Raw genomic sequence first — 17936 nt, forward strand, 5'->3', positions numbered from 1 at the left:
ACGTGAGCACGTCACCGTCGTCGACGAACAGCTCGCGCGGGTCGACGTGGACGGACGGATAGCGTTTCGCGAGCGTCGGCGCGTACATCCAGTGCGTCGTCGCGGGTCGGCCGTCCAGTAAACCGGCCGCCGCGAGGACGAACGCACCGGTGCACAGGCCGACGATGCGGGCCCCTTCCTCGTGTGCGCGGCGCAGCGCGTCGAGCGCCTCCAGCGGAGGCGGCGACGTGATGGAACGCCAGGCCGGCACGACGACGGTGCCGGCGCGTGAGATCGCCTCCAGCCCATGGGGCGCGGTCAGTTCGAGCCCACCAGTGGTGCGCAGCGGCCCCTCCTCGCCGGCGCACACGAGCAGCCGGTATCGAGGGACTCCCGCGTCCTGCCGGTCGATGCCGAACACGGAGAGTGGTATGGAACTCTCGAAGATGGGACCACCGCTGAAGAGCAGCACCGCGACGATTTCCCGACGGCGCCGCCCGGAGAGTTTCCGCGCCGCGGCTTCCTGCACGGCAGTGGAGTCGTGGCTCATGGCGCTAAGCCCCCCTCGGTCGTCGCGGCTCCCTGTTCTTGACGGACCTGTCGCTCCTGCACGTTTCCCCTCGGTCCTCCACCAGTCCCCCGCCGTACTACAGTCAAGATCGAATCTACTGCGTTCCGTGCCGCCGGAGTGACCAGTTAAGGACCCGGCACATTGTCGACATGGCAACTTGGCGTGAAGCATTCGATCACGAAGCGTCGCACTCGCGGGGCGCCCAGGGAAGTGCGCCTCGTCCCAGTGGCCGGTCAACGTAGGGTGCAGACGCCTTCTTCGCTCCTTTCACCCCTGGTGGGACGTGGGTTGACCCCCTGTTCGGCCAGGGAATGCGGACCAGCCGGAAGTTGGCTGAAAACATACGGGCGAGTGTGAGGGAATCAGTCAGTCCGCGTCAGCGCACCGGCGCATCCGAGCCCCCGTGGCGCCCGCCCCGATGCGCCCCCGCGGCGGGCCGCTGACGCCGCCCCCGGGACCCCTGGCACTGCTCCGCCCGCACCCGCGCGGCCCCGCGCTCGGACTGCCGCAGGAGCACCCGGCAGACCCCGGTCACGGCCGCGAGCCCCAGGGCCGACCCGGCCGCACCGGCCAGTGAGGTCCCGTACCCGACGAGGACGACGGGAACCAGGACGCAGGAGAACGCCGCCCAGCGCACCACGTCGCTGGCCGCCTCCTGCGGGGCGGTGGCCGGGGCCTCGGCGGCCCGGGCCCCGGGAACCCCCGGGCCCCGGCGCTCGCGCGCCCCCTCGGCGGAGTGACGGCGGGTGGCCGCCGTGGCGGCTGCGTCGGCGGTGGTCGGTCCTGGCACGGCGTACTCCCTGCGACGGTGGTTTCGCACGTGATGGCGGGGTGGGGAAGGGCGAGGAGGGGCGGGGGAGGCGAGGGCAAGGGGAGGGGAGGGATACGAGAGGTGAGGCGAGAGAGCGGGACGGGAGGGGTGGGACGAGAGGGGAGAGGGAGGGGGGAGAGGAGAGGGGGAAGGGGGAGAGGGGGGAGAGGGGGGAGAGGGAGGGAGAAAGGGCGGGAAAGGGGGAAGAAGGGGGGCGAGGGGGAGAGGCGGTGGCGAGCGGGGAGTGAGGGGACGTGACGGGGGGTGACCGGGAACGGGGAGTCGAATGTCTCCGAAAGAGTGGTTTCACGGGTTCAACGCGTGGCCCGGCGGCCGGTCACTGGCCTGAAGGGGCCACGGCGCGCGAACCGGGCGCAAACCGCCTGTACGGGGCAGCTGCCATTGCCATCCGAGCCACGCTCATGCATGCTCCGGTGAATGCCGCGAGGCCTCTCCCGGGCCTCGGCGGGGCCCCGAAGGTGCCCCGCGCGGCTTCGTCCATAACCTGGGCAGGAGAGGAGTGCCGCCGTACCCTTGGGGGTAAGGGGTTGTGAAGATGATTCCCGGACACAGGTCCTGCGGACGCAGGTCCCGACAGGCCCGGTGACCACCGCACACCTCAGACAAAAACCGACCCTCCCACAGAGGACTCCTTCGCCGAGACACCGATGGCCGGTCACGAATTCTCCGAACCCGCGGACCGCAAGCGGCAGGTCGCCGATCCCACGACGACCCCCCAAGCGGCGGAAGAACCACGTCACTCCTGCGATCCCGCCTTTCGGCACGGCGTCGTCGTCGGCTTCGACGGCTCGACGTCCAGCGAACGGGCCCTCGCCTACGCGATCGGGATGGCCCACCGCTCCGGCTCCGGGCTGATCATCGTCCACGTCGCCAACCGCCTGCCCACCACGGTCTGGGCGGGCTGCGAGCCCCCCGTCTTCGTCGACGTCCCCGACCACCGCACCGAGGTCCTCGGGCTCGAACTGGCCTGCGCGGACTATCTGGCGGAGGTGCCGTGGATCCTCGTGGAGCGCGGCGGCGACATCTGCCACGAACTCGAAGAGGTCGGCAGGGAGTACGCGGCGGACGCCATCGTCGTCGGCTCGACGCACGGGATCGTGGGGCGCATCTTCGGGTCGGTCGCAGGCCGCCTCGCGCGCCGTGCGCAGCGGCCGGTAGTCGTCATTCCGTAGCCGCGCCCCCGCCGCCGCGCATATTCCGCAACGCCCCTTCGTCCCTGGTGAGATGAGGGTGCAGGGCGTCAACTTCCTTGCCGTGGCGCATAAATCTACTCGTGCGTAGAGGTGGTTTGTTCCCTTGTGAAGGGTACATACCGGTCGCTGGGGCGAACCAGGGCCCGGCGCACGCGCAGCACGACTGCACCTTGCACGAAGGGAGCCCGCCGTGGACAAAGACGTCTCCGCGGGAAGCAACACCTCGACCCTCGGTCATCTCGCTCTCGGACTCACCCTGTTGGGCTTCGGCCTCGGTCACACCCGTGTGATCGACGGCGTGACCGCGGCGGACGCGGCCGCGCTCGCCACGTACGTCGGCGGCATCGCGCTGTTCGTCGCGGGCCTGCTCGTCTTCCGCGCCGACGCGTTCACCGGCACGGCCTTCACCGGGCTCGGCGCGCTCTGGTTCACCTGGGGAGTCTCGGCCGACGCGCAGGTGTCCGCGAACGCCGCGGGCCTCTTCCTGCTCCTGTTCGCGCTCGTCGCGCTGACCCTCACGGCCGCCGCGCGCGGCGGCTCCACGCTCACGCGCGGGACGTACGCCCTGATGTTCGTGGCGCTCGTGCTCCTCGCCATCGCGCAGTTCGGCGACAGCGACGGCCTGGCCAAGGTCGGCGGCTGGTTCGCGGCCGCGGGCGGGCTCCTGGCCTGGTACGGGGCTACGGCGGCCCTCGCCAATTGGCCGACGGCGATTCCCGGGCGACCTGCCGGCCGGGGGGTGACGGCCACCGGCTGAGGCAGGCGTGGGCCGGGGTAATGGGCGACCCCGGCCCCTTGAAGAGTGGTCCCCCGTGCGCCTGGTGGCACGTACGGGGGACCACTCACGGGTGGACCTACTCCACCGTCACCGACTTCGCCAGGTTGCGCGGCTTGTCGATGTCCCGGCCGAGGGCCAGGGCCGTGTGGTACGCGAGGAGCTGGAGCGGGATGCCCATGAGGATCGGGTCCAGCTCGTCCTCGTTCTTCGGGACGACGATGGTGTGGTCGGCCTTCTCCTGCTCCTGGTGGGCGACCGCGAGGATCTTGCCGCTGCGGGCCTTGATCTCCTCCAGGGCGGCGCGGTTCTTCTCCAGGAGGTCGTCGTCGGGGACGATCGCGACCGTCGGCAGGGCGGGCTCGATCAGGGCGAGCGGGCCGTGCTTGAGCTCGGACGCGGGGTAGGCCTCGGCGTGGATGTAGGAGACCTCCTTGAGCTTCAGGGAGGCCTCGCGGGCCACCGGGTAGCCGCGTACGCGCCCGATGAACAGCATCGACTTGGCGTCGGCGAACTCCTGGGCGAGCTTCTGGATCTCGTCCTCGCGCGCCAGCATCTGCTCGATCTGCGCGGGCAGCTGCCGCAGGCCCGCGATGATCCGCTTGCCGTCGGAGGCGGACAGGTCGCGAATGCGGCCCAGGTGCAGGGCGAGCAGCGCGAAGGCGACGGTGGTGTTGGTGAAGCACTTGGTGGAGACGACGCAGACCTCGGGGCCCGCGTGCACGTACACGCCCGCGTCGGCCTCGCGGGCGATCGCGGAGCCGACGACGTTGACGATGCCGAAGACGCGGGCGCCCTTGCGCTTGAGCTCCTGCACGGCGGCGAGCACGTCATAGGTCTCGCCGGACTGGGAGACGGCCACGTACAGGGTGTCGGGGTCGACGACCGCGTTGCGGTAGCGGAACTCGGAGGCGGGCTCGGCGTCGGCGGGGATGCGGGCCAGCTCCTCGATCATCTGGGCGCCGATCATGCCCGCGTGGTACGAGGTGCCGCAGCCGAGGATCTTGACGCGGCGCACCTTGCGGGCGTCGTGGGCGTCCAGGTTGAGGCCGCCGAGGTGCACGGTGGAGAAGCGGTCGTCGATGCGGCCGCGCAGGACGCGGTCGACGGCGTCGGCCTGCTCGAAGATCTCCTTGTGCATGTACGTGTCGTGGCCGCCCATGTCGTACGACTCGGCCTCCCACTCCACGGTGGTCGGCGAGGCCGTCGTGCTGGAGCCCTCGGTGGTGTACGTGCGGTAGTCGTCGGCCTTGATGGTGGCCATCTCGCCGTCGTCGAGGGTGACGACCTGGCGGGTGTGGGAGACCAGGGCGGCGACGTCGGAGGCGACGAACATCTCCTTCTCGCCGATGCCGAGGACGACGGGGGAGCCGTTGCGGGCGACGACGATGCGGTCGTTGAAGTCGGCGTGCAGGACGGCGATGCCGTAGGTGCCCTCGATGTGGCGCAGGGCCTCGCGGACCCGCTCCTCCAGGGTCTCGGCCTCGGAGCGGGCGATGAGGTGGGTGATCACCTCGGTGTCCGTCTCGGAGCGGAACTCCACGCCGTCGGCGAGCAGCTTGGCGCGCAGCTCGGTGGCGTTGTCGATGATGCCGTTGTGGACGACGGCGAGCTTGTTCTCGGCGTCCATGTGCGGGTGGGCGTTCTCGTCGGAGGGGGCGCCGTGGGTGGCCCAGCGGGTGTGGGCGATGCCGGTGGTGCCGGTGAAGCGCTTGGGGACGCGGGCCTCCAGGTCGCGGACCCGGCCCTTGGCCTTGACCATCTTCAGGCCGGTGGCCTTGGGTCCTGTGATGACGACGCCCGCGGAGTCGTAGCCGCGGTACTCCAGGCGCTGCAGGCCCTCCAGGAGCAGCGGGGCGACGTCACGCTTGCCGATGTATCCGACGATTCCGCACATAGGGGTCCCTCGGGTGTGGTGTGGATGGGTCAGCCGTAGACGATGCGGCGCAGCTGCCTCAGCGTGAGCTCGGGCGGCGCGACCGCGCGGTAGGGCAGGTCCGCCGCGATCCGTTCGAAGATCTCCGTGTTCACCAGGCCCTGACCCTGGAGCTCACGGTGGCGGCGGCGGACGTACGCCTCGGTCGTCTCGTCGAAGTAGGCGAGCACGTCCTGGATCACCCGGAGCGCTTCGCCGCGCTGGAGCTGGGTGGAGCGCATCAGGTGATCGACAAGGTCTTCGTGCACTCGACGATCCTGGATTACACAGGATTCTTTCGCAAGAATCCTGCCCGGATTCGGGCAGGATCAGCTCGATCGGCGGTGCCTTCCCTCACGCGGCCCTTACATACGGCGCAGCACGGCCTGCTTGGCCGTCGTGAACTCCTCGTCCGTGAGGATGCCGCTCTGGTGCAGCTCGCCCAGCTCCCGCAGGCGGCGCAGGAGCGCGTCGTGGCTGTCCTCCGCCGGGGCGGGCGGCGCGGCGGGCACCTCCTGGGTGAGCACGGGGGCGGGCGCGAGCTCCGGTGCGGGGGCGGGCTCGCGCGGCGCGGCCGGGTGCGGGAGCCGGGCCTGGACGGCGGCGGCGACGAGCGCCATCAGCGGGTCCTTCTTGAAGCCCCAGAGCTCCACCGAGTTCGGGTCGTACTTCGGCGGGGCCTTGGTCGGCGCGTTCTTCACGGTGAAGCGGAGGTAGCCGTTCTCCAGGCCGATCGCGGGCTGCCACTCGACGGCCGCGACGTCGGTGAGCGCGATCGAGCGGGTGCCGGACGCGGCCTTGGCCTCCTCCGTCTTCCAGTTCCACTCCAGGCGGATGTGCTCGCCGTCGAAGCTCACCGTGGCGTCGCCCGCCGCGACCTGGAGCGGCACGGACGGTCCCGGCAGCAGATACGACGTGCAGCTCGTGGCCGGCACCTGTTCGAGCAGGATCGCGTTGCGCAGCTCGTCGACCACGTACTCCGCGACGCCGTACCGGTCGGGCTCCACCGTCAGCTGGTACGGGTCGGAGGCGTCGGCGAGCTTGCCGCCCGTCACCTGGAGCAGCGGGTCGGCACCGTCACGCAGGCGCAGCCGAAGGCGCCCGCTCTTCTTGCCCTGTTCGAAGGCGATGCCCGTCAACGACTGGAGCGGGAGCGTCAGTTCGCCCAGGGTCTTGCGCAGCAGCGAGACCCCCTTGTCGCGCCCCGGCACGAGCCGCAGGGCCACTCCGTCGAAGGTCCAGGTCCCGTCGCGCTGGATGATTTCCGCCATGAGGGGATTCTCGCACCGTGCGCAGGTCAGGTGGTCTACACCTTGACCCGCCCTGGGGTGCGCGGTACGCATGGTGACGGATCGACTGTTGCACGTCCGCGCAGGCCCGTCGAAGGGACCCGCCAGTGAGACAGCACCACAGATCGACACGTGTCATCGGTTCGCTGCTGCTCCTCGTCGCCGCCGGTACGTCGTCCGTGGCGGCCGCTCCCGGTGGCCAGCCGAGACCCGCGGCCGAGCCCACGCCGCTCGGCCAGGTCGTGCCCGTCCCCATGAAGGTGGACGCGGCCGGGCCCGGATTCGAGATCACACCCAAGACCCGCATCCGCGTCGGCAGCGGCAACGCGGAGGAGCGCCGCGTCGGCGAGTACCTGGCGGGCATCCTGCGCCCGTCCACCGGCTACCGCCTGCCCGTCACCGACCGCGGGGGCGGCGACGGCATCCGCCTGCGCATCAGCGCGGAGCCGGAGAACAAGGCGCTCGGCAACGAGGGGTACCGGCTGATCTCCACGCGCGGCTCGCTCACGCTCACGTCGTGGTCTGGAGCCGGGCTCTTCCACGGCGTACAGACGCTGCGGCAGCAACTGCCCGCCGCCGTCGAGAAGAAGACGACGCAGCCGGGGCCGTGGCGGGTCGCGGGCGGCACGATCAAGGACATGCCGCGCTACGCGCACCGCGGGGCCATGCTGGACGTGGCCCGGCACTTCTTCACCGTCGACCAGGTCAAGCGCTTCGTGGACCAGCTGGCCCTGTACAAGGTCAACAAGCTGCATCTGCACCTGAGCGACGACCAGGGCTGGCGCATCGCGATCGACTCCTGGCCGCGCCTGGCCGCGTACGGCGGCTCCACCCAGGTCGGCGGCGGCGCGGGCGGCTTCTACACCAAGGAGCAGTACAAGGAGTTCGTCCGGTACGCGACGTCCCGCCACCTCGAAGTGATCCCGGAGATCGACATGCCGGGCCACACGAACGCGGCGCTCGCCTCCTACGCCGACCTCAACTGCAACGGCGTGGCACCCCCGCTGTACACCGGCACGGAGGTCGGCTTCAGCTCGCTGTGCGTCAAGAAGGACGTGACGTACGACTTCGTGGACGACGTCATCCGGGAGCTCGCCGCGCTCACGCCCGGCCGCTACCTGCACATCGGCGGCGACGAGGCGCACTCCACCAGCCATGAGGACTTCGTGGCCTTCATGGACAAGGTGCAGCCGGTCGTCGCCAAGTACGGCAAGACCGTGATCGGCTGGCACCAGCTGGCCGGCGCCAGGCCCGCGCAGGGCGCCATCGCCCAGTACTGGGGCTACGACCGCACGGGCCAGGCGGAGCGGGACCAGGTCGTGAACGCGGCGAAGAACGGCACCAAGCTGATCGTCTCGCCCGCCGACCGGGCCTATCTGGACATGAAGTACACCAAGGACACCGTCCTCGGCACCAAGTGGGCGGGGTACGTGGAGGTCCAGCGGTCCTACGACTGGGACCCCGGCACGTACGTGGCAGGCGCACCCGCCGACGCGGTGCTCGGGGTCGAGGCGCCGCTGTGGACGGAGACCCTGTCGACGTCGGCGCACCTCGACCAGATGGCGTTCCCGCGCCTGCCGGGCATCGCGGAGCTCGGCTGGTCGCCCGCGTCGACGCACGACTGGGACACGTACAAGGTGCGGCTCGCGCGGCAGGCGCCGCGCTGGGACGCGCTGGGCATGGACTACTACAGGTCGCCGCAGGTGCCCTGGTCCACGCGGTGACGTAACGGCGTACGAAGACGGGGCTCCGGAGGACCGTACTCCGGAGCCCCGTCCGGCTTGGCGGGGACAACAGGCCCGGGGCCGACAGGCCTTACGCGATCGGGTTCTTGAGCGTGCCGATCAGCTGGAGCGCGCCCGCCGGGTCGGCGAGGTCCAGCATCTGCTCGTTGTCACGCAGCTGGAGCCGGTTCAGGCAGGACAGCGCGAACTCGGGGGCGAACAGGTCGTACTGGCGGAACTTCTCCGCGAGCTCGGGCATGGAGTGCTGGTAGTCGCGCACGCACTCCGCGACCGTCCGCCAGAACGTGTCCTCGTCGATGACGCCCTCCGTGACGAGGTCGGCGGCCAGGAAGCGGAAGAAGCAGTCGAAGACGTCCGTGAAGATCGACAGGAGCTTGCGGTCCTCGGGGACCTCGACGCGGATCCGCTCGACCTCGGGCGGAAGGACCGCCGTCGGGTCCATCACCGCGATCTCCTCGGCGATGTCCTTGAACAGCGCGCGCTGCACGACACCGTCCTTCAGGACGAGGATGACGTTCTCGCCGTGCGGCATGAACACCAGGTCGTAGGCGTAGAAGCTGTGAAGCAGCGGCGTCAGGTAGGCGCGCAGATAGCGGCGCAGCCACTCGGCGGGCCGCAGGCCCGAGCGGGCGATCAGGGCGGCGGCGAAGGACGCGCCGTCGCGGTCGGTGTGCAGCAGCGACGCCATGGTGGCGAGCTGCTCGCCGTCCGCGAGCTGCGGCACGGGGCTCTCGCGCCACAGCGCGGCGAGCATCTTGCGGTACGGCGAGTAGCGGTCGGTCGCGGCCTCGTACTCCCGGTGCCGGTAGCCGACCGCGGCGCGCTCGCGGATGATCCGCAGGCCCGTGCCCCTGAGGACCTCGTCGGACTCCACGAGGGCGGCGAGCCAGTCGTTGATGGCGGGGGTCGCCTTCATGTACGCGGCCGAGAGCCCGCGCATGAAGCCCATGTTGATGACGGACAGCGCCGTCTTCACATAGTGCTTGGCCGGGGCGCTGGCGTTGAAGAACGTACGGATCGACTGCTGCGCCAGATACTCGTCGTCGCCCTCGCCCAGGCACACCAGGTGCCGCTGGGCGACCTCGGCGGCGAAGGTGACGGACAGCTTGTTCCACCACTGCCAGGGGTGGACCGGGATGAGCAGGTAGTCCGCCGGGTCCAGGTCCTGCGCGCGCAGCACCGCGGCGAAGCGGTCCACCGTCTCCCGGCCGAGCTCAGCGAGCAGGAACGACTCGTAGTCGAGCCCCGTGCCCGCCGTGAACGCGGCCCGGTCGCGGCGCGCGGCCAGCCAGACGAGGCGGACGGGGCTCGCCGTCTCGGGGGCGTACGACAGGTACTCGTGCACGCCGAAGCCGAGCCGTCCGTTGTTCGCGACGAAGCACGGGTGGCCCTCGGTCATGCCCGTCTCGATCTCCTGGAACCCGGCGCGGGCCAGGTCCGCGGAGCTGAGCGCGTCCTTGGCGAGCTTGTAGCAGGTGCCGGAGAGCGTGGAGGAGATCTCCTCCAGGTAGACCGGCAGGACCTTCTCGCTCAGGCCGAGACAGCCGCGCAGTTCGGTGAAGAACTCCAGGGCGTTCAGGGGCAGTTCGGTGCCGTCGCGGTGCCGGGTGATCGACGCGGGGTCGACCTGCCAGTGGTCGAGGGCGAACAGGCGGGCGCGGAAGCGGTAGCGGGTGAGGCCGTCGTCGCTGCGTACGACGTACCGGCCGGCGCCGCAGTCCTCGGGGGTGAGCAGGCGTTCGTGGGCGAACTCGGCGAGGGCCTTGCGGATGAGGAGCCGGTTGGCCTCGGCCCAGCGCTCCGGGGTCAGATGGGTCACGGCCTCGGAAAGGGGCGTCAGGGTCATCGTGCTGCTCCAGAAATGACGGAAGGGCGGGCGGCCACGGCCTGGCGGACGACGGCCGCCTCGAACTGCTCACGGGTGCAGAAGCTGAGCAGGGCCCGCTTCTCCGGCTTGTCGATCTCGCGCTCGGGCACGAAGCCGACGGTTTCGTTGAGCGCGTGCACGGCGTGGTTGGCGACGTCGGGTTCCACGACGACCCGCACGGTCCGGGGGTCCGCGAACAGGTGCTCCATCACCGTGGTGATCACGGCGCGGGTGAACCCGTGGATGCGGTGCTCGCTCGGCGCCACCAGGAAGTGCATGCCGACGTCGCCGGGCTCGGGCTCGTACAGGCCGACGAGCTCGATGTAGCGGGGGTCGTAGCGCTCCATCAGGAAGGCGGGCTCGCCGTCGTGCGAGCCGATGTACGCGTGGTGGTGCTCGGACGCCGCGATCCCCATGTACTCCCGCTCCACGTCGTGGAGCTTCGCGCCCTGCATCAGCCAGAAGGCGGCCTTGGGGTGCGTGACCCAGGAGTGGACGAGCTCGGCGTCCTCGAAGGGGTCGAGGGGGCGCATGGTGAGCGGTCCGAGGGCGCGCGGGGCCGTCGTGCCGAGAGCGCGCCTGGCCGGAGTGCGCAGGCGGCTCATACGGCGAACTCCTGGAACGCGATGGACTTCTCGACCGGGTAGGCCTCGCGGCCGAGGATCTCGCGGATGATGTACGCGTTGCGGTAGGGGCCCATGCCCAGGTCGGGGCTGGTCATCGAGTGGGCGTGGACGGCGGCGTTCTGCAGGAAGATGCCGCGCCCCGTTGTGTCGATGGAGTAGTTGCGGGCGACGTCGAAGTTGCCGTGCGCGTCCCACACGATGCGGTCGCGCACCGGGGCGAGGAAGTCCGGGACCCGGTACTGGTAGCCGGTGGCGAGGACCAGGCCCTCGGTGGTGATCTCGAAGTCCTTGCCCTGCTCCTCCTGGCGCAGGCTCAGGGTGTACGTGCCGTGCTCGTACCGCGCCCCGGTCAGCGCGGAGTTGGTGAGGAGCCGCGTGGGGACGGGCCCGTCGAGCCCCTTCTGGTAGAGCAGGTCGAAGATGGCGTTGATCAGCTCGCCGTCGATGCCCTTGAACAGGCCCTTCTGCTGGTCCTTGAGGCGGTAGCGGGTGGCCTCGGGCAGGGCGTGGAAGTAGTCGACGTACTCCGGGGAGGTCATCTCCAGGGTCAGCTTCGTGTACTCGAGGGGGAAGAACCGCGGGGAGCGGGTGACCCAGTTGAGCCGGTAGCCGTGGACGTCGATGTCGCTGAGCAGGTCGTAGTAGATCTCGGCGGCGCTCTGCCCGCTGCCGACCAGAGTGATCTGGTTCTTCTTCTGCAGCTCTGCCTTGTGCTCCACATAACGGGAGTTGTGCAGGAAGTCGCCGCCGAGGCGCGCGCAGGCGTCGGGGATGTACGGCGGCGTGCCGGTGCCGAGGACGAGGTGCCGGGCGCGGAAGGTCTCGCCGCCGCTGGTGTGCACCACGTACACGTCACTGTCGTACGTCACCTCCGTCACCGTCGTGCGGAAGCGGACGGAGGACAGCTTCCCGGCGGCCCAGCGGCAGTAGTCGTTGTACTCGGTGCGCAGCGGATAGAAGTTCTCGCGGATGTAGAACGAGTAGATCCGCCCGGACTCCTTCAGGTAGTTGAGGAAGGAGTACGGGGACGTCGGGTCGGCGAGGGTCACGAGGTCCGACAGGAACGGCGTCTGGAGGTGGGCGCCGTCCAGGAACATCCCGGAGTGCCACTCGAAGTCCGGCTTGGACTCCAGGAACAGGCCGCTGAGCTCGTCGAGGGGCTCGGTGAGGCAGGCGAGGCCCAGGTTGAAGGGCCCGAGACCGATGCCGATGAAGTCGTACGCGTCGCGGGTGTCAGCTGGCGCGGTCAAGGGTGTCTCCCAGGTACTGCTCGGCGTGGCCGGCGATCAGGTCGAGCACGGCGGCGATGTCGTCGGCCGTGGTCTCGGGGTTGAGCAGGGTGAACTTCAGGTACTGACGCTCGCCGACCTTGGTGCCCGCGACGACGGCGGCACCGGAGGCGAACAGGGCCTTGCGGGCGTACAGGTTGGCGCGGTCGATGTCGGCGGGCGAGCAGATCGCGGCGGGTATGTAGCGGAACACGAGGGTGGAGAGCTGGGGCTCCACGACCACGTCGTAGCGCGGGTCCGCGGCGATCAGGTCGAAGCCCTCGGCGGCCAGGTCGCAGACCTCGTCGAAGAGGCTCCCGACCCCGTCCGCGCCCATGACGCGCAGCGTCAGCCACAGCTTCAGGGCGTCGAAGCGGCGGGTCGTCTGGAGGGACTTGTCGACCTGGTTGGGGATGCGTTCCTGTGCCGCCCGGCGCGGATTCAGATACTCCGCGTGGTACGTGGCGTGCCGCAGCGTCACGCCGTCGCGGACCAGGACGGCGGACGAACTCACCGGCTGGAAGAAGGACTTGTGGTAGTCGACGGTCACCGAGTCGGCGCGCTCGATGCCGTCGAGGAGGTGGCGCCGGGTGGGGGAGGCGAGCAGGCCGCAGCCGTACGCGGCGTCCACGTGCAGCCAGGTCTCGTACTGCGCGCACAGCTCGGCGATCTGCGGCAGAGGGTCGATGGAGCCGAAGTCCGTGGTGCCCGCGGTGGCGACGACGGCCATGGGGACGAGGCCTTCGCTGCGGCAGCGCTCCAGCTCGCGGGCGAGGGCCACGGTCTGCATGCGCTTGTTCTGGTCGGTGGGGAGGGTGACGACGGCGTCCGGGCCGAGGCCGAGCAGCTTGGCGGCCTTCTGCACGCTGAAGTGCCCGACCTCCGAAGCGAAGATCCGCAGTGTGGCGGTGTCGTCGGTCTTGGCCTCCTCGCGGGCCAGGAGCAGCGCCTGGAGGTTGGAGTGCGTGCCGCCGGAGGTGAACACGCCGTCGGCGGCGGGCCCGAGCCCGATCCGCTGGGCCGTCCACTCGATGAGGCGGCGCTCGATGAGCGTGCCGCCCGCGGACTGGTCCCAGGTGTCGAGCGAGGAGTTCACGGCGGACAGGACGGCCTCGCCGAGCACGGCCGGGATGACGACCGGGCAGTTGAGGTGCGCGAGGTAGCGGGGGTGGTGGAAGTAGACCGCGTCGCGCAGGTAGAGCTCGTCGAGCTCGTCCAGGGCGGCGGTGGTGTCGTGCAGCGGGGTGTCGAGGTCGACGGCGTCGATGCGGGGAGACAGGTCGTCGACCTGGACACCGGTGAACGGTCGGGAGGCGGTGGCGATTCTGGCGGCCACCCGCTCGACTCCTTCGGTCACGGAGGTGCGGTACCGCTCCGTGGTCGTGTCATTGAGCAGGTGCGAGCGCATGAACTGTCCTCCAGGTGAGGGGACGGGCCGTCGCGTCCCGGGGGACAGGGCACAGCGGGGAGGTTCCCGGGGCGCGACGTCGAACTTAGGTTAGCCTAACCTAAGTTTGTTGTGGAAGTGGTCAAGGGGGCCCTGGGCTGCGGAAGTTGTGCGGCTTGGTATGGACCACCGGGGTCCGACATGGACAGAGCCGTCCCCCGCGGGGTGCGGGTGGACGGCTCTGGTGGGGGGTGCGGGTGGGTGTCCCTCGCGGGGCGCCCCAGGCCCGCCCCTTCCCGAACTAGGGAGCTGCGCCCCCTAGCACCCCCGCCTTATCGCCGCTTCGCGGCTCGCCCTCAAACGCCGGGCGGGCTGGATCTTGCGGCAGGATTCAGCCCCTCCGGCGTTTGAGGAGCGGGGTCTGGGGCGGAGCCCCAGGAAAGGGCGGGTGGGTGGGGGTGATGGTCAGGCGACCTTCTTGGCCTTTTCGATGGCCTTGGCCAGGTCCTCGAGGATCGGCGCGCACTTGTCGTACGAGAAGATCGGCTCGGTCACCCGGGGGATCACCTGGCCCGCCTTGACGGCGGGAAGCTTGCCCCAGGTCGGCTTCTGCTTGGCCAGGCCCTCCGGCTGGAGGGCCGAGGTGCGGTTGTCCATCATGATGACGTCGGCCTCGTACTTGTCGACGTTCTCCCACGACAGGTTCTCGAACCAGCCGCCGCTCGCCTTCAGGGCCTTGGCCGGCGGCTCGACGAGGTTCACGCCGAGGGCCTTGAAGTACTCCAGGTCGGCGGAGAGGTTGGAGCCGGAGACGTAGAAGATGTCGGCGCTCGCGGAGCCGACCAGGACCTTGATCTCCGGACGGGACTTCGCGGCCTTGCGCAGCCGCTCCGCCGCGGCCTCGAACCGCTTCTTCGCCTTGACGACCTTGTCGGCCGTGACGTCCGCGCCGAGCGACTCGGCGAGCGCGAGCAGCCGCTCCAGGGGCTTGGTCATCTGGCGGTCGTAGACCGAGATGCCGACGCTCGGGGCGAGCTTGAGGATCTTGTCCTTGGACGCCTCGGGGACGTACCAGAGGGTGCCCGCGTCGTCGAACATCGTGGAGATGAGCACGTCCGGCTGGAGGCCCACGTACTTCTCGATGTTGAACTGGTCCCACGCGTTGCCGAGGATCGTCAGCTTGCTGATGTCCATGTCGCCGGCCTGGACGTCCGGCTTGCCGTCCTTGGTCTTCGTCGGGCCGAAGACGCCCTTGACCTCGATGCCGTAGTCGTACAGCGCGGCGGCGACGCCGGTGAACGCGACGATGTTCTTCGGCGTGGAGTCCTTCTTCGCCGTCTTGCCGCGGTCGTCCTTGAACGACCAGGGGCCGCTGTCCTTGCCCGAGCCGCTGCCGCCGCCCTTCTTGTCGGCCTTCTCGTCCCCGCAGGCGGCGAGGACGGCGGTGAGCCCGAGGGCACCGCCCGCGGCGAGGATGCCGCGACGGGAGGGCTGGGGGAGACGGGGCATGGGTCTCTGCTTTCGTACGGGCGGGAGCCGCTGGCCGAATTTCGTGCTTAGGTTAACCTAACCTTCCCTGATGTCCAGCGGTGCCCCGGGGCCCCGGCCGGAAAGGCCTCAGGCGCTGACCACCTCCCGTACCGCCGCGAGGAACTCCTCCGTGCGCGGGTGCGTGGGATGGGCGGGATGCGCGAGGTAGACCGTCGCGGCGGGGGCGTCGGCCAGGGGGACGAAGCGGACGCCCGGGTGGCCGTGGCTCTCCGCCGTGCCCGCGGCGCCGACGCCGAACGCGCCGCCCGTGGCGACGAGATTCAGCCACTCGTCGACGTTGCGCACCTCGACCGTGCGGTCCGGGCGCTGCGCCGGGGGCCACAGATCCACCGACGCGGTGCCGGTTTCCGGCCACAGGGCCAGCGGCAGGGGCGGGCCCGCGGAGAGCTCCGCGAGGCGCACCCGGTCGCGGTCCGCGAGCGGGTGGTCGTCGGGCAGGGCGGCGACCCGGTCCTCGACGTACAGGGCCTCGGTGCGGATGCGCGGGTCGGCGGGGACGGTGCGGAGCACCGCCACGTCGGTGTCGCCGGTGGCCAGGCCCGCGGTGCTGTTGTCCTGCCGGACGACTTCGAGCGGCGCGTGCGGATGGGACCGCCGCCACGAGCGCAGCAGCGGCACGGTCTGCTGCCCGAGGACCGCGCACGTGTAGCCGAGCCGCAGCGGCCGGTCGACGGCCCGGGTGTCGGCGAGCGCCGCGTCGACGTGCGCGAGGATGGCGCGCCCGTGCCCGAGCAGGGTCGCCCCGGCCGCGGTGAGGTCGAGCCGCCGCGACGAACGGTCGACCAGGCGCACCCCCACGCGCGCCTCCAACTGGGCGAGCGTGCGGGAGAGGGCGGGCTGCGTCATGTGAAGGCGGGCGGCCGCGGCGGTGACGGTGCCCGCGTCGGCGATGGCGGCAAGGGCCTTGAGGTGACGCAGCTCCACATCCATGCACGGGAAGCATAGTCGCTGCCCAGACGGCATTTCCGGGCGCGCGAACCGATCCGTAGCGTCGGCCGGGCAGCAACCGAGCAGCACACATCGGAGGGTGAGTCATGAGGATTCTTCTGGTCGGCGCGGGCGGCACGCTGGGCTCCGCGGTACGCACGGCGCTCGCGGAGCGCGGCCACGACGTGATCGGCGTGGGCCGCACCGGCGGCGACCTCGTCTGCGACGTCACCGACCCGGAGGCCGTCGCCGGGATGTACGCGCAGGCCGGCCCGCTGGACGCGGTGGCCGTCGCGGCGGGCGACGCCGTGTTCAAGCCGCTGGCCGACCTCACCGCGGACGACTTCGCGGCGACGTTCCGCGGCAAGGCCCTCAGCCAGCTCGAACTGGTCCGCCAGGGCGCCGGACACGTGGCGGCGACCGGATCGTTCACGCTGGTCAGCGGGATCCTGACGGAGGAACCGATCGTGGCGGGAGCCGCCGCGTCCGCGGCCAACGGCGCGGTCGAGGCGTTCGTACGCGCCGCCGCCATCGAGCTCCCGCCCCGGCGGATCAACGCGGTGAGCCCGACGGTGGCCGAGGAGTCCCTCCCCGCCTACGGCCCGTTCTTCGCAGGCATGGAGCCCGTCCCGGCAGCACGCGTAGCGACGGCATACGTCCGCGCGGTCGAGGGCGCCCAGACGGGACAGATCTACAAGGCGGGCTGGAACTAGCCCGTCCGGCGTTTGAGGACGAGGCGCGAAGCGCCAACAAGGGGGGAAAGGGGCGCAGCCCCATCCGAGACGGCGGGGACTGGGGCTGCGGCCACAGGAAGGGCGGGCGGGTGGGGGAGAAGACGGCCCCCCTCAGCTCGTGAGCCCCAGCTCGCGAGCGATCAGCATCCGCTGCACCTCACTGGTGCCCTCGCCGATCTCCAGGATCTTGGAGTCCCGCCACATCCGGGCGACCGGGTACTCGTTCATGAAGCCGTAGCCGCCGTGGATCTGCGTGGCCTCGCGGGCGTTGTCGACGGCGACCGTCGACGAGTACAGCTTCGCGAGGGCCGCCTCCTTCTTGAAGGGCTCCCCGGCGACGAGCCGGGACGCCGCGTCGCGCCACGCCAGGCGGGACGTGTGCGCCTTCATCTCCATGTCGGCGATCTTGAACTGGATGGCCTGGTTGGAGCCGATCGGCCGGCCGAACGCGAGCCGCTCCTTGGCGTACTTCACCGACTCGTCGACACAGCCCTGCGCGAGCCCCGTCCCGAGCGCCGCGATCGCGATGCGGCCCTCGTCGAGGATGCGCAGGAACTGGGCGTACCCGCGGCCCGGTTCGCCGAGGAGGTTCGCCTTCGGCACGCGCACGTCGGAGAACGACAGCTCCCGCGTGTCCGACGCGTTCCAGCCGACCTTCGAGTACGGCGCCGCGACGGTGAAGCCCGGCGTCCCGGACGGCACGATGATCGAGGAGATCAGCGGCTTGCCCTCGTCGGTGCGGCCCGTCACCGCCGTCACCGTCACCAGGCCCGTGATGTCCGTGCCCGAGTTGGTGATGAAGCACTTCGTGCCGTTGATGACCCACTCGCCCGTGGCCTCGTCCAGGCGCGCCGTCGTCCGCGTACCGCCCGCGTCCGAGCCGCCGTCCGGCTCCGTCAGGCCGAAGGCGCCCAGGATCTCGCCGGAGCAAAGCCGCGGCAGCCACTCCCGCTTCTGCTCCTCGGTGCCGAACAGATGCAGCGGCATGGCGCCGAGCGAGACGCCCGCCTCCAGCGTGATCGCCACGGACGAGTCGACGCGCGCCAGCTCCTCCAGGGCGATGCCGAGCGCCAGATAGTCGCCGCCCATGCCGCCGTACTCCTCCGGGAACGGCAGGCCGAACAGGCCCATGCGGCCCATCTCGCGCACGATCTCGTACGGGAACTCGTGCCGCTCGTAGAAGTCGCCGATCTTCGGGGCGACCACGTCGTGGGCGAACTCCTCGACGGTGCGCCGGAGTTCCTCGTGTTCGGGGGAGAGGTGGTGGTCCATGGGGA

The 17936-nt window shown here is 70.5% G+C and carries 16 protein-coding genes; 4 read left to right on the forward strand and 12 right to left on the reverse strand.

Annotated elements, in window-relative coordinates; all coding sequences use genetic code 11:
* The coding region (locus tag ACFWZ5_RS26455; protein WP_384891327.1) for an AraC family transcriptional regulator at nt 1-529 on the reverse strand (529 nt) is incomplete at its 3' end.
* Nucleotides 530-926: 397 nt separating this feature from the next.
* Entirely contained in the window at nt 927-1340 is a 414-nt protein-coding gene (locus ACFWZ5_RS26460; RefSeq protein WP_384802271.1) for a hypothetical protein, read from the reverse strand.
* 689 nt (nt 1341-2029) lie between these two features.
* On the opposite strand from ACFWZ5_RS26460, the gene ACFWZ5_RS26465 reads away from it, so the two are divergent.
* The gene (locus ACFWZ5_RS26465) at nt 2030-2554 is read left to right on the forward strand and encodes a universal stress protein (protein ID WP_384802948.1); all 525 of its coding nucleotides are present in this window, start codon (nt 2030-2032) and stop codon (nt 2552-2554) included.
* 211 nt (nt 2555-2765) lie between these two features.
* Complete coding sequence (locus ACFWZ5_RS26470; protein WP_384802951.1) at nt 2766-3332, forward strand: GPR1/FUN34/YaaH family transporter; 567 nt, start codon at nt 2766-2768, stop codon at nt 3330-3332.
* A 97-nt stretch (nt 3333-3429) separates the two neighbouring features.
* On the opposite strand, the gene glmS is transcribed toward ACFWZ5_RS26470, so the two are convergent.
* The 3 genes from glmS to ACFWZ5_RS26485 form a co-directional block, all read right to left on the reverse strand.
* Nucleotides 3430-5247 (reverse strand): glutamine--fructose-6-phosphate transaminase (isomerizing), encoded by a 1818-nt coding sequence (glmS, locus tag ACFWZ5_RS26475; protein WP_384802954.1) that lies wholly within the window; start codon nt 5245-5247, stop codon nt 3430-3432.
* Nucleotides 5248-5276: 29 nt separating this feature from the next.
* On the reverse strand, nt 5277-5534 hold the full coding sequence (locus tag ACFWZ5_RS26480; RefSeq protein WP_384802957.1) for a hypothetical protein: 258 nt from the start codon (nt 5532-5534) through the stop codon (nt 5277-5279).
* Nucleotides 5535-5630: 96 nt separating this feature from the next.
* Nucleotides 5631-6536, reverse strand: a complete 906-nt coding sequence (locus ACFWZ5_RS26485) for a DUF4429 domain-containing protein (RefSeq protein WP_384802960.1) — start codon at nt 6534-6536, stop codon at nt 5631-5633.
* A gap of 125 nt (nt 6537-6661) precedes the next feature.
* Here ACFWZ5_RS26485 and ACFWZ5_RS26490 point away from each other — a divergent pair, with 125 nt between their 5' ends.
* A complete protein-coding gene (locus ACFWZ5_RS26490; protein WP_384802963.1) occupies nt 6662-8278 on the forward strand; it encodes a beta-N-acetylhexosaminidase in 1617 nt (538 codons plus the stop codon).
* A 91-nt stretch (nt 8279-8369) separates the two neighbouring features.
* Here ACFWZ5_RS26490 and ACFWZ5_RS26495 read toward each other — a convergent pair whose 3' ends face one another.
* The 6 genes from ACFWZ5_RS26495 to ACFWZ5_RS26520 all read right to left on the reverse strand — a co-directional run bounded on the left by ACFWZ5_RS26495 (nt 8370) and on the right by ACFWZ5_RS26520 (nt 15928).
* Nucleotides 8370-10145: an IucA/IucC family protein gene (locus ACFWZ5_RS26495; protein ID WP_384802966.1), complete on the reverse strand. Its 1776-nt coding sequence runs from the start codon at nt 10143-10145 to the stop codon at nt 8370-8372.
* The gene (locus ACFWZ5_RS26500; RefSeq protein WP_384802975.1) at nt 10142-10699 is read right to left on the reverse strand and encodes a GNAT family N-acetyltransferase; all 558 of its coding nucleotides are present in this window, start codon (nt 10697-10699) and stop codon (nt 10142-10144) included. The genes ACFWZ5_RS26495 and ACFWZ5_RS26500 overlap by 4 nt, the downstream gene beginning before the upstream one ends.
* A 68-nt stretch (nt 10700-10767) precedes the next feature.
* Nucleotides 10768-12042, reverse strand: a complete 1275-nt coding sequence (locus ACFWZ5_RS26505) for a lysine N(6)-hydroxylase/L-ornithine N(5)-oxygenase family protein (protein WP_384802969.1) — start codon at nt 12040-12042, stop codon at nt 10768-10770.
* Nucleotides 12026-13468, reverse strand: a complete 1443-nt coding sequence (locus tag ACFWZ5_RS26510; RefSeq protein ID WP_384802972.1) for a pyridoxal phosphate-dependent decarboxylase family protein — start codon at nt 13466-13468, stop codon at nt 12026-12028. The genes ACFWZ5_RS26505 and ACFWZ5_RS26510 overlap by 17 nt, the downstream gene beginning before the upstream one ends.
* Before the next feature lie 444 nt (nt 13469-13912).
* Nucleotides 13913-14956, reverse strand: coding sequence for an ABC transporter substrate-binding protein (locus ACFWZ5_RS26515; RefSeq protein ID WP_384805633.1), 1044 nt, complete (start codon nt 14954-14956; stop codon nt 13913-13915).
* 108 nt (nt 14957-15064) lie between these two features.
* Nucleotides 15065-15928 carry a LysR family transcriptional regulator gene (locus ACFWZ5_RS26520; protein ID WP_384805631.1) on the reverse strand — a complete coding sequence of 288 codons (864 nt, stop codon included), beginning with the start codon at nt 15926-15928 and terminating at the stop codon, nt 15065-15067.
* 104 nt (nt 15929-16032) lie between these two features.
* On the opposite strand from ACFWZ5_RS26520, the gene ACFWZ5_RS26525 reads away from it, so the two are divergent.
* Nucleotides 16033-16638 carry a short chain dehydrogenase gene (locus ACFWZ5_RS26525; protein WP_384805629.1) on the forward strand — a complete coding sequence of 202 codons (606 nt, stop codon included), beginning with the start codon at nt 16033-16035 and terminating at the stop codon, nt 16636-16638.
* A 132-nt stretch (nt 16639-16770) separates the two neighbouring features.
* Here the strand turns inward: ACFWZ5_RS26525 and ACFWZ5_RS26530 are convergent, their stop codons facing one another.
* Nucleotides 16771-17931 (reverse strand): acyl-CoA dehydrogenase family protein, encoded by a 1161-nt coding sequence (locus ACFWZ5_RS26530; protein WP_384805627.1) that lies wholly within the window; start codon nt 17929-17931, stop codon nt 16771-16773.
* Nucleotides 17932-17936 lie beyond the last annotated feature (5 nt).

It is taken from the genome of Streptomyces sp. NPDC059003 (assembly GCF_042740445.1).
Classification (GTDB): domain Bacteria; phylum Actinomycetota; class Actinomycetes; order Streptomycetales; family Streptomycetaceae; genus Streptomyces.

Coding starts and splice junctions, on each gene's coding strand:
- ACFWZ5_RS26510 (WP_384802972.1), bottom strand. CDS start 13,468: ATGCGCTCGCACCTGCTCAATGACACGACCACGGAGCGGTACCGCACC.
- ACFWZ5_RS26515 (WP_384805633.1), bottom strand. CDS start 14,956: ATGCCCCGTCTCCCCCAGCCCTCCCGTCGCGGCATCCTCGCCGCGGGC.
- ACFWZ5_RS26500 (WP_384802975.1), bottom strand. CDS start 10,699: ATGCGCCCCCTCGACCCCTTCGAGGACGCCGAGCTCGTCCACTCCTGG.
- ACFWZ5_RS26465 (WP_384802948.1), top strand. CDS start 2,030: ATGGCCGGTCACGAATTCTCCGAACCCGCGGACCGCAAGCGGCAGGTC.
- ACFWZ5_RS26530 (WP_384805627.1), bottom strand. CDS start 17,931: ATGGACCACCACCTCTCCCCCGAACACGAGGAACTCCGGCGCACCGTC.
- glmS (WP_384802954.1), bottom strand. CDS start 5,247: ATGTGCGGAATCGTCGGATACATCGGCAAGCGTGACGTCGCCCCGCTG.
- ACFWZ5_RS26520 (WP_384805631.1), bottom strand. CDS start 15,928: ATGGATGTGGAGCTGCGTCACCTCAAGGCCCTTGCCGCCATCGCCGAC.
- ACFWZ5_RS26525 (WP_384805629.1), top strand. CDS start 16,033: ATGAGGATTCTTCTGGTCGGCGCGGGCGGCACGCTGGGCTCCGCGGTA.
- ACFWZ5_RS26485 (WP_384802960.1), bottom strand. CDS start 6,536: ATGGCGGAAATCATCCAGCGCGACGGGACCTGGACCTTCGACGGAGTG.
- ACFWZ5_RS26495 (WP_384802966.1), bottom strand. CDS start 10,145: ATGACCCTGACGCCCCTTTCCGAGGCCGTGACCCATCTGACCCCGGAG.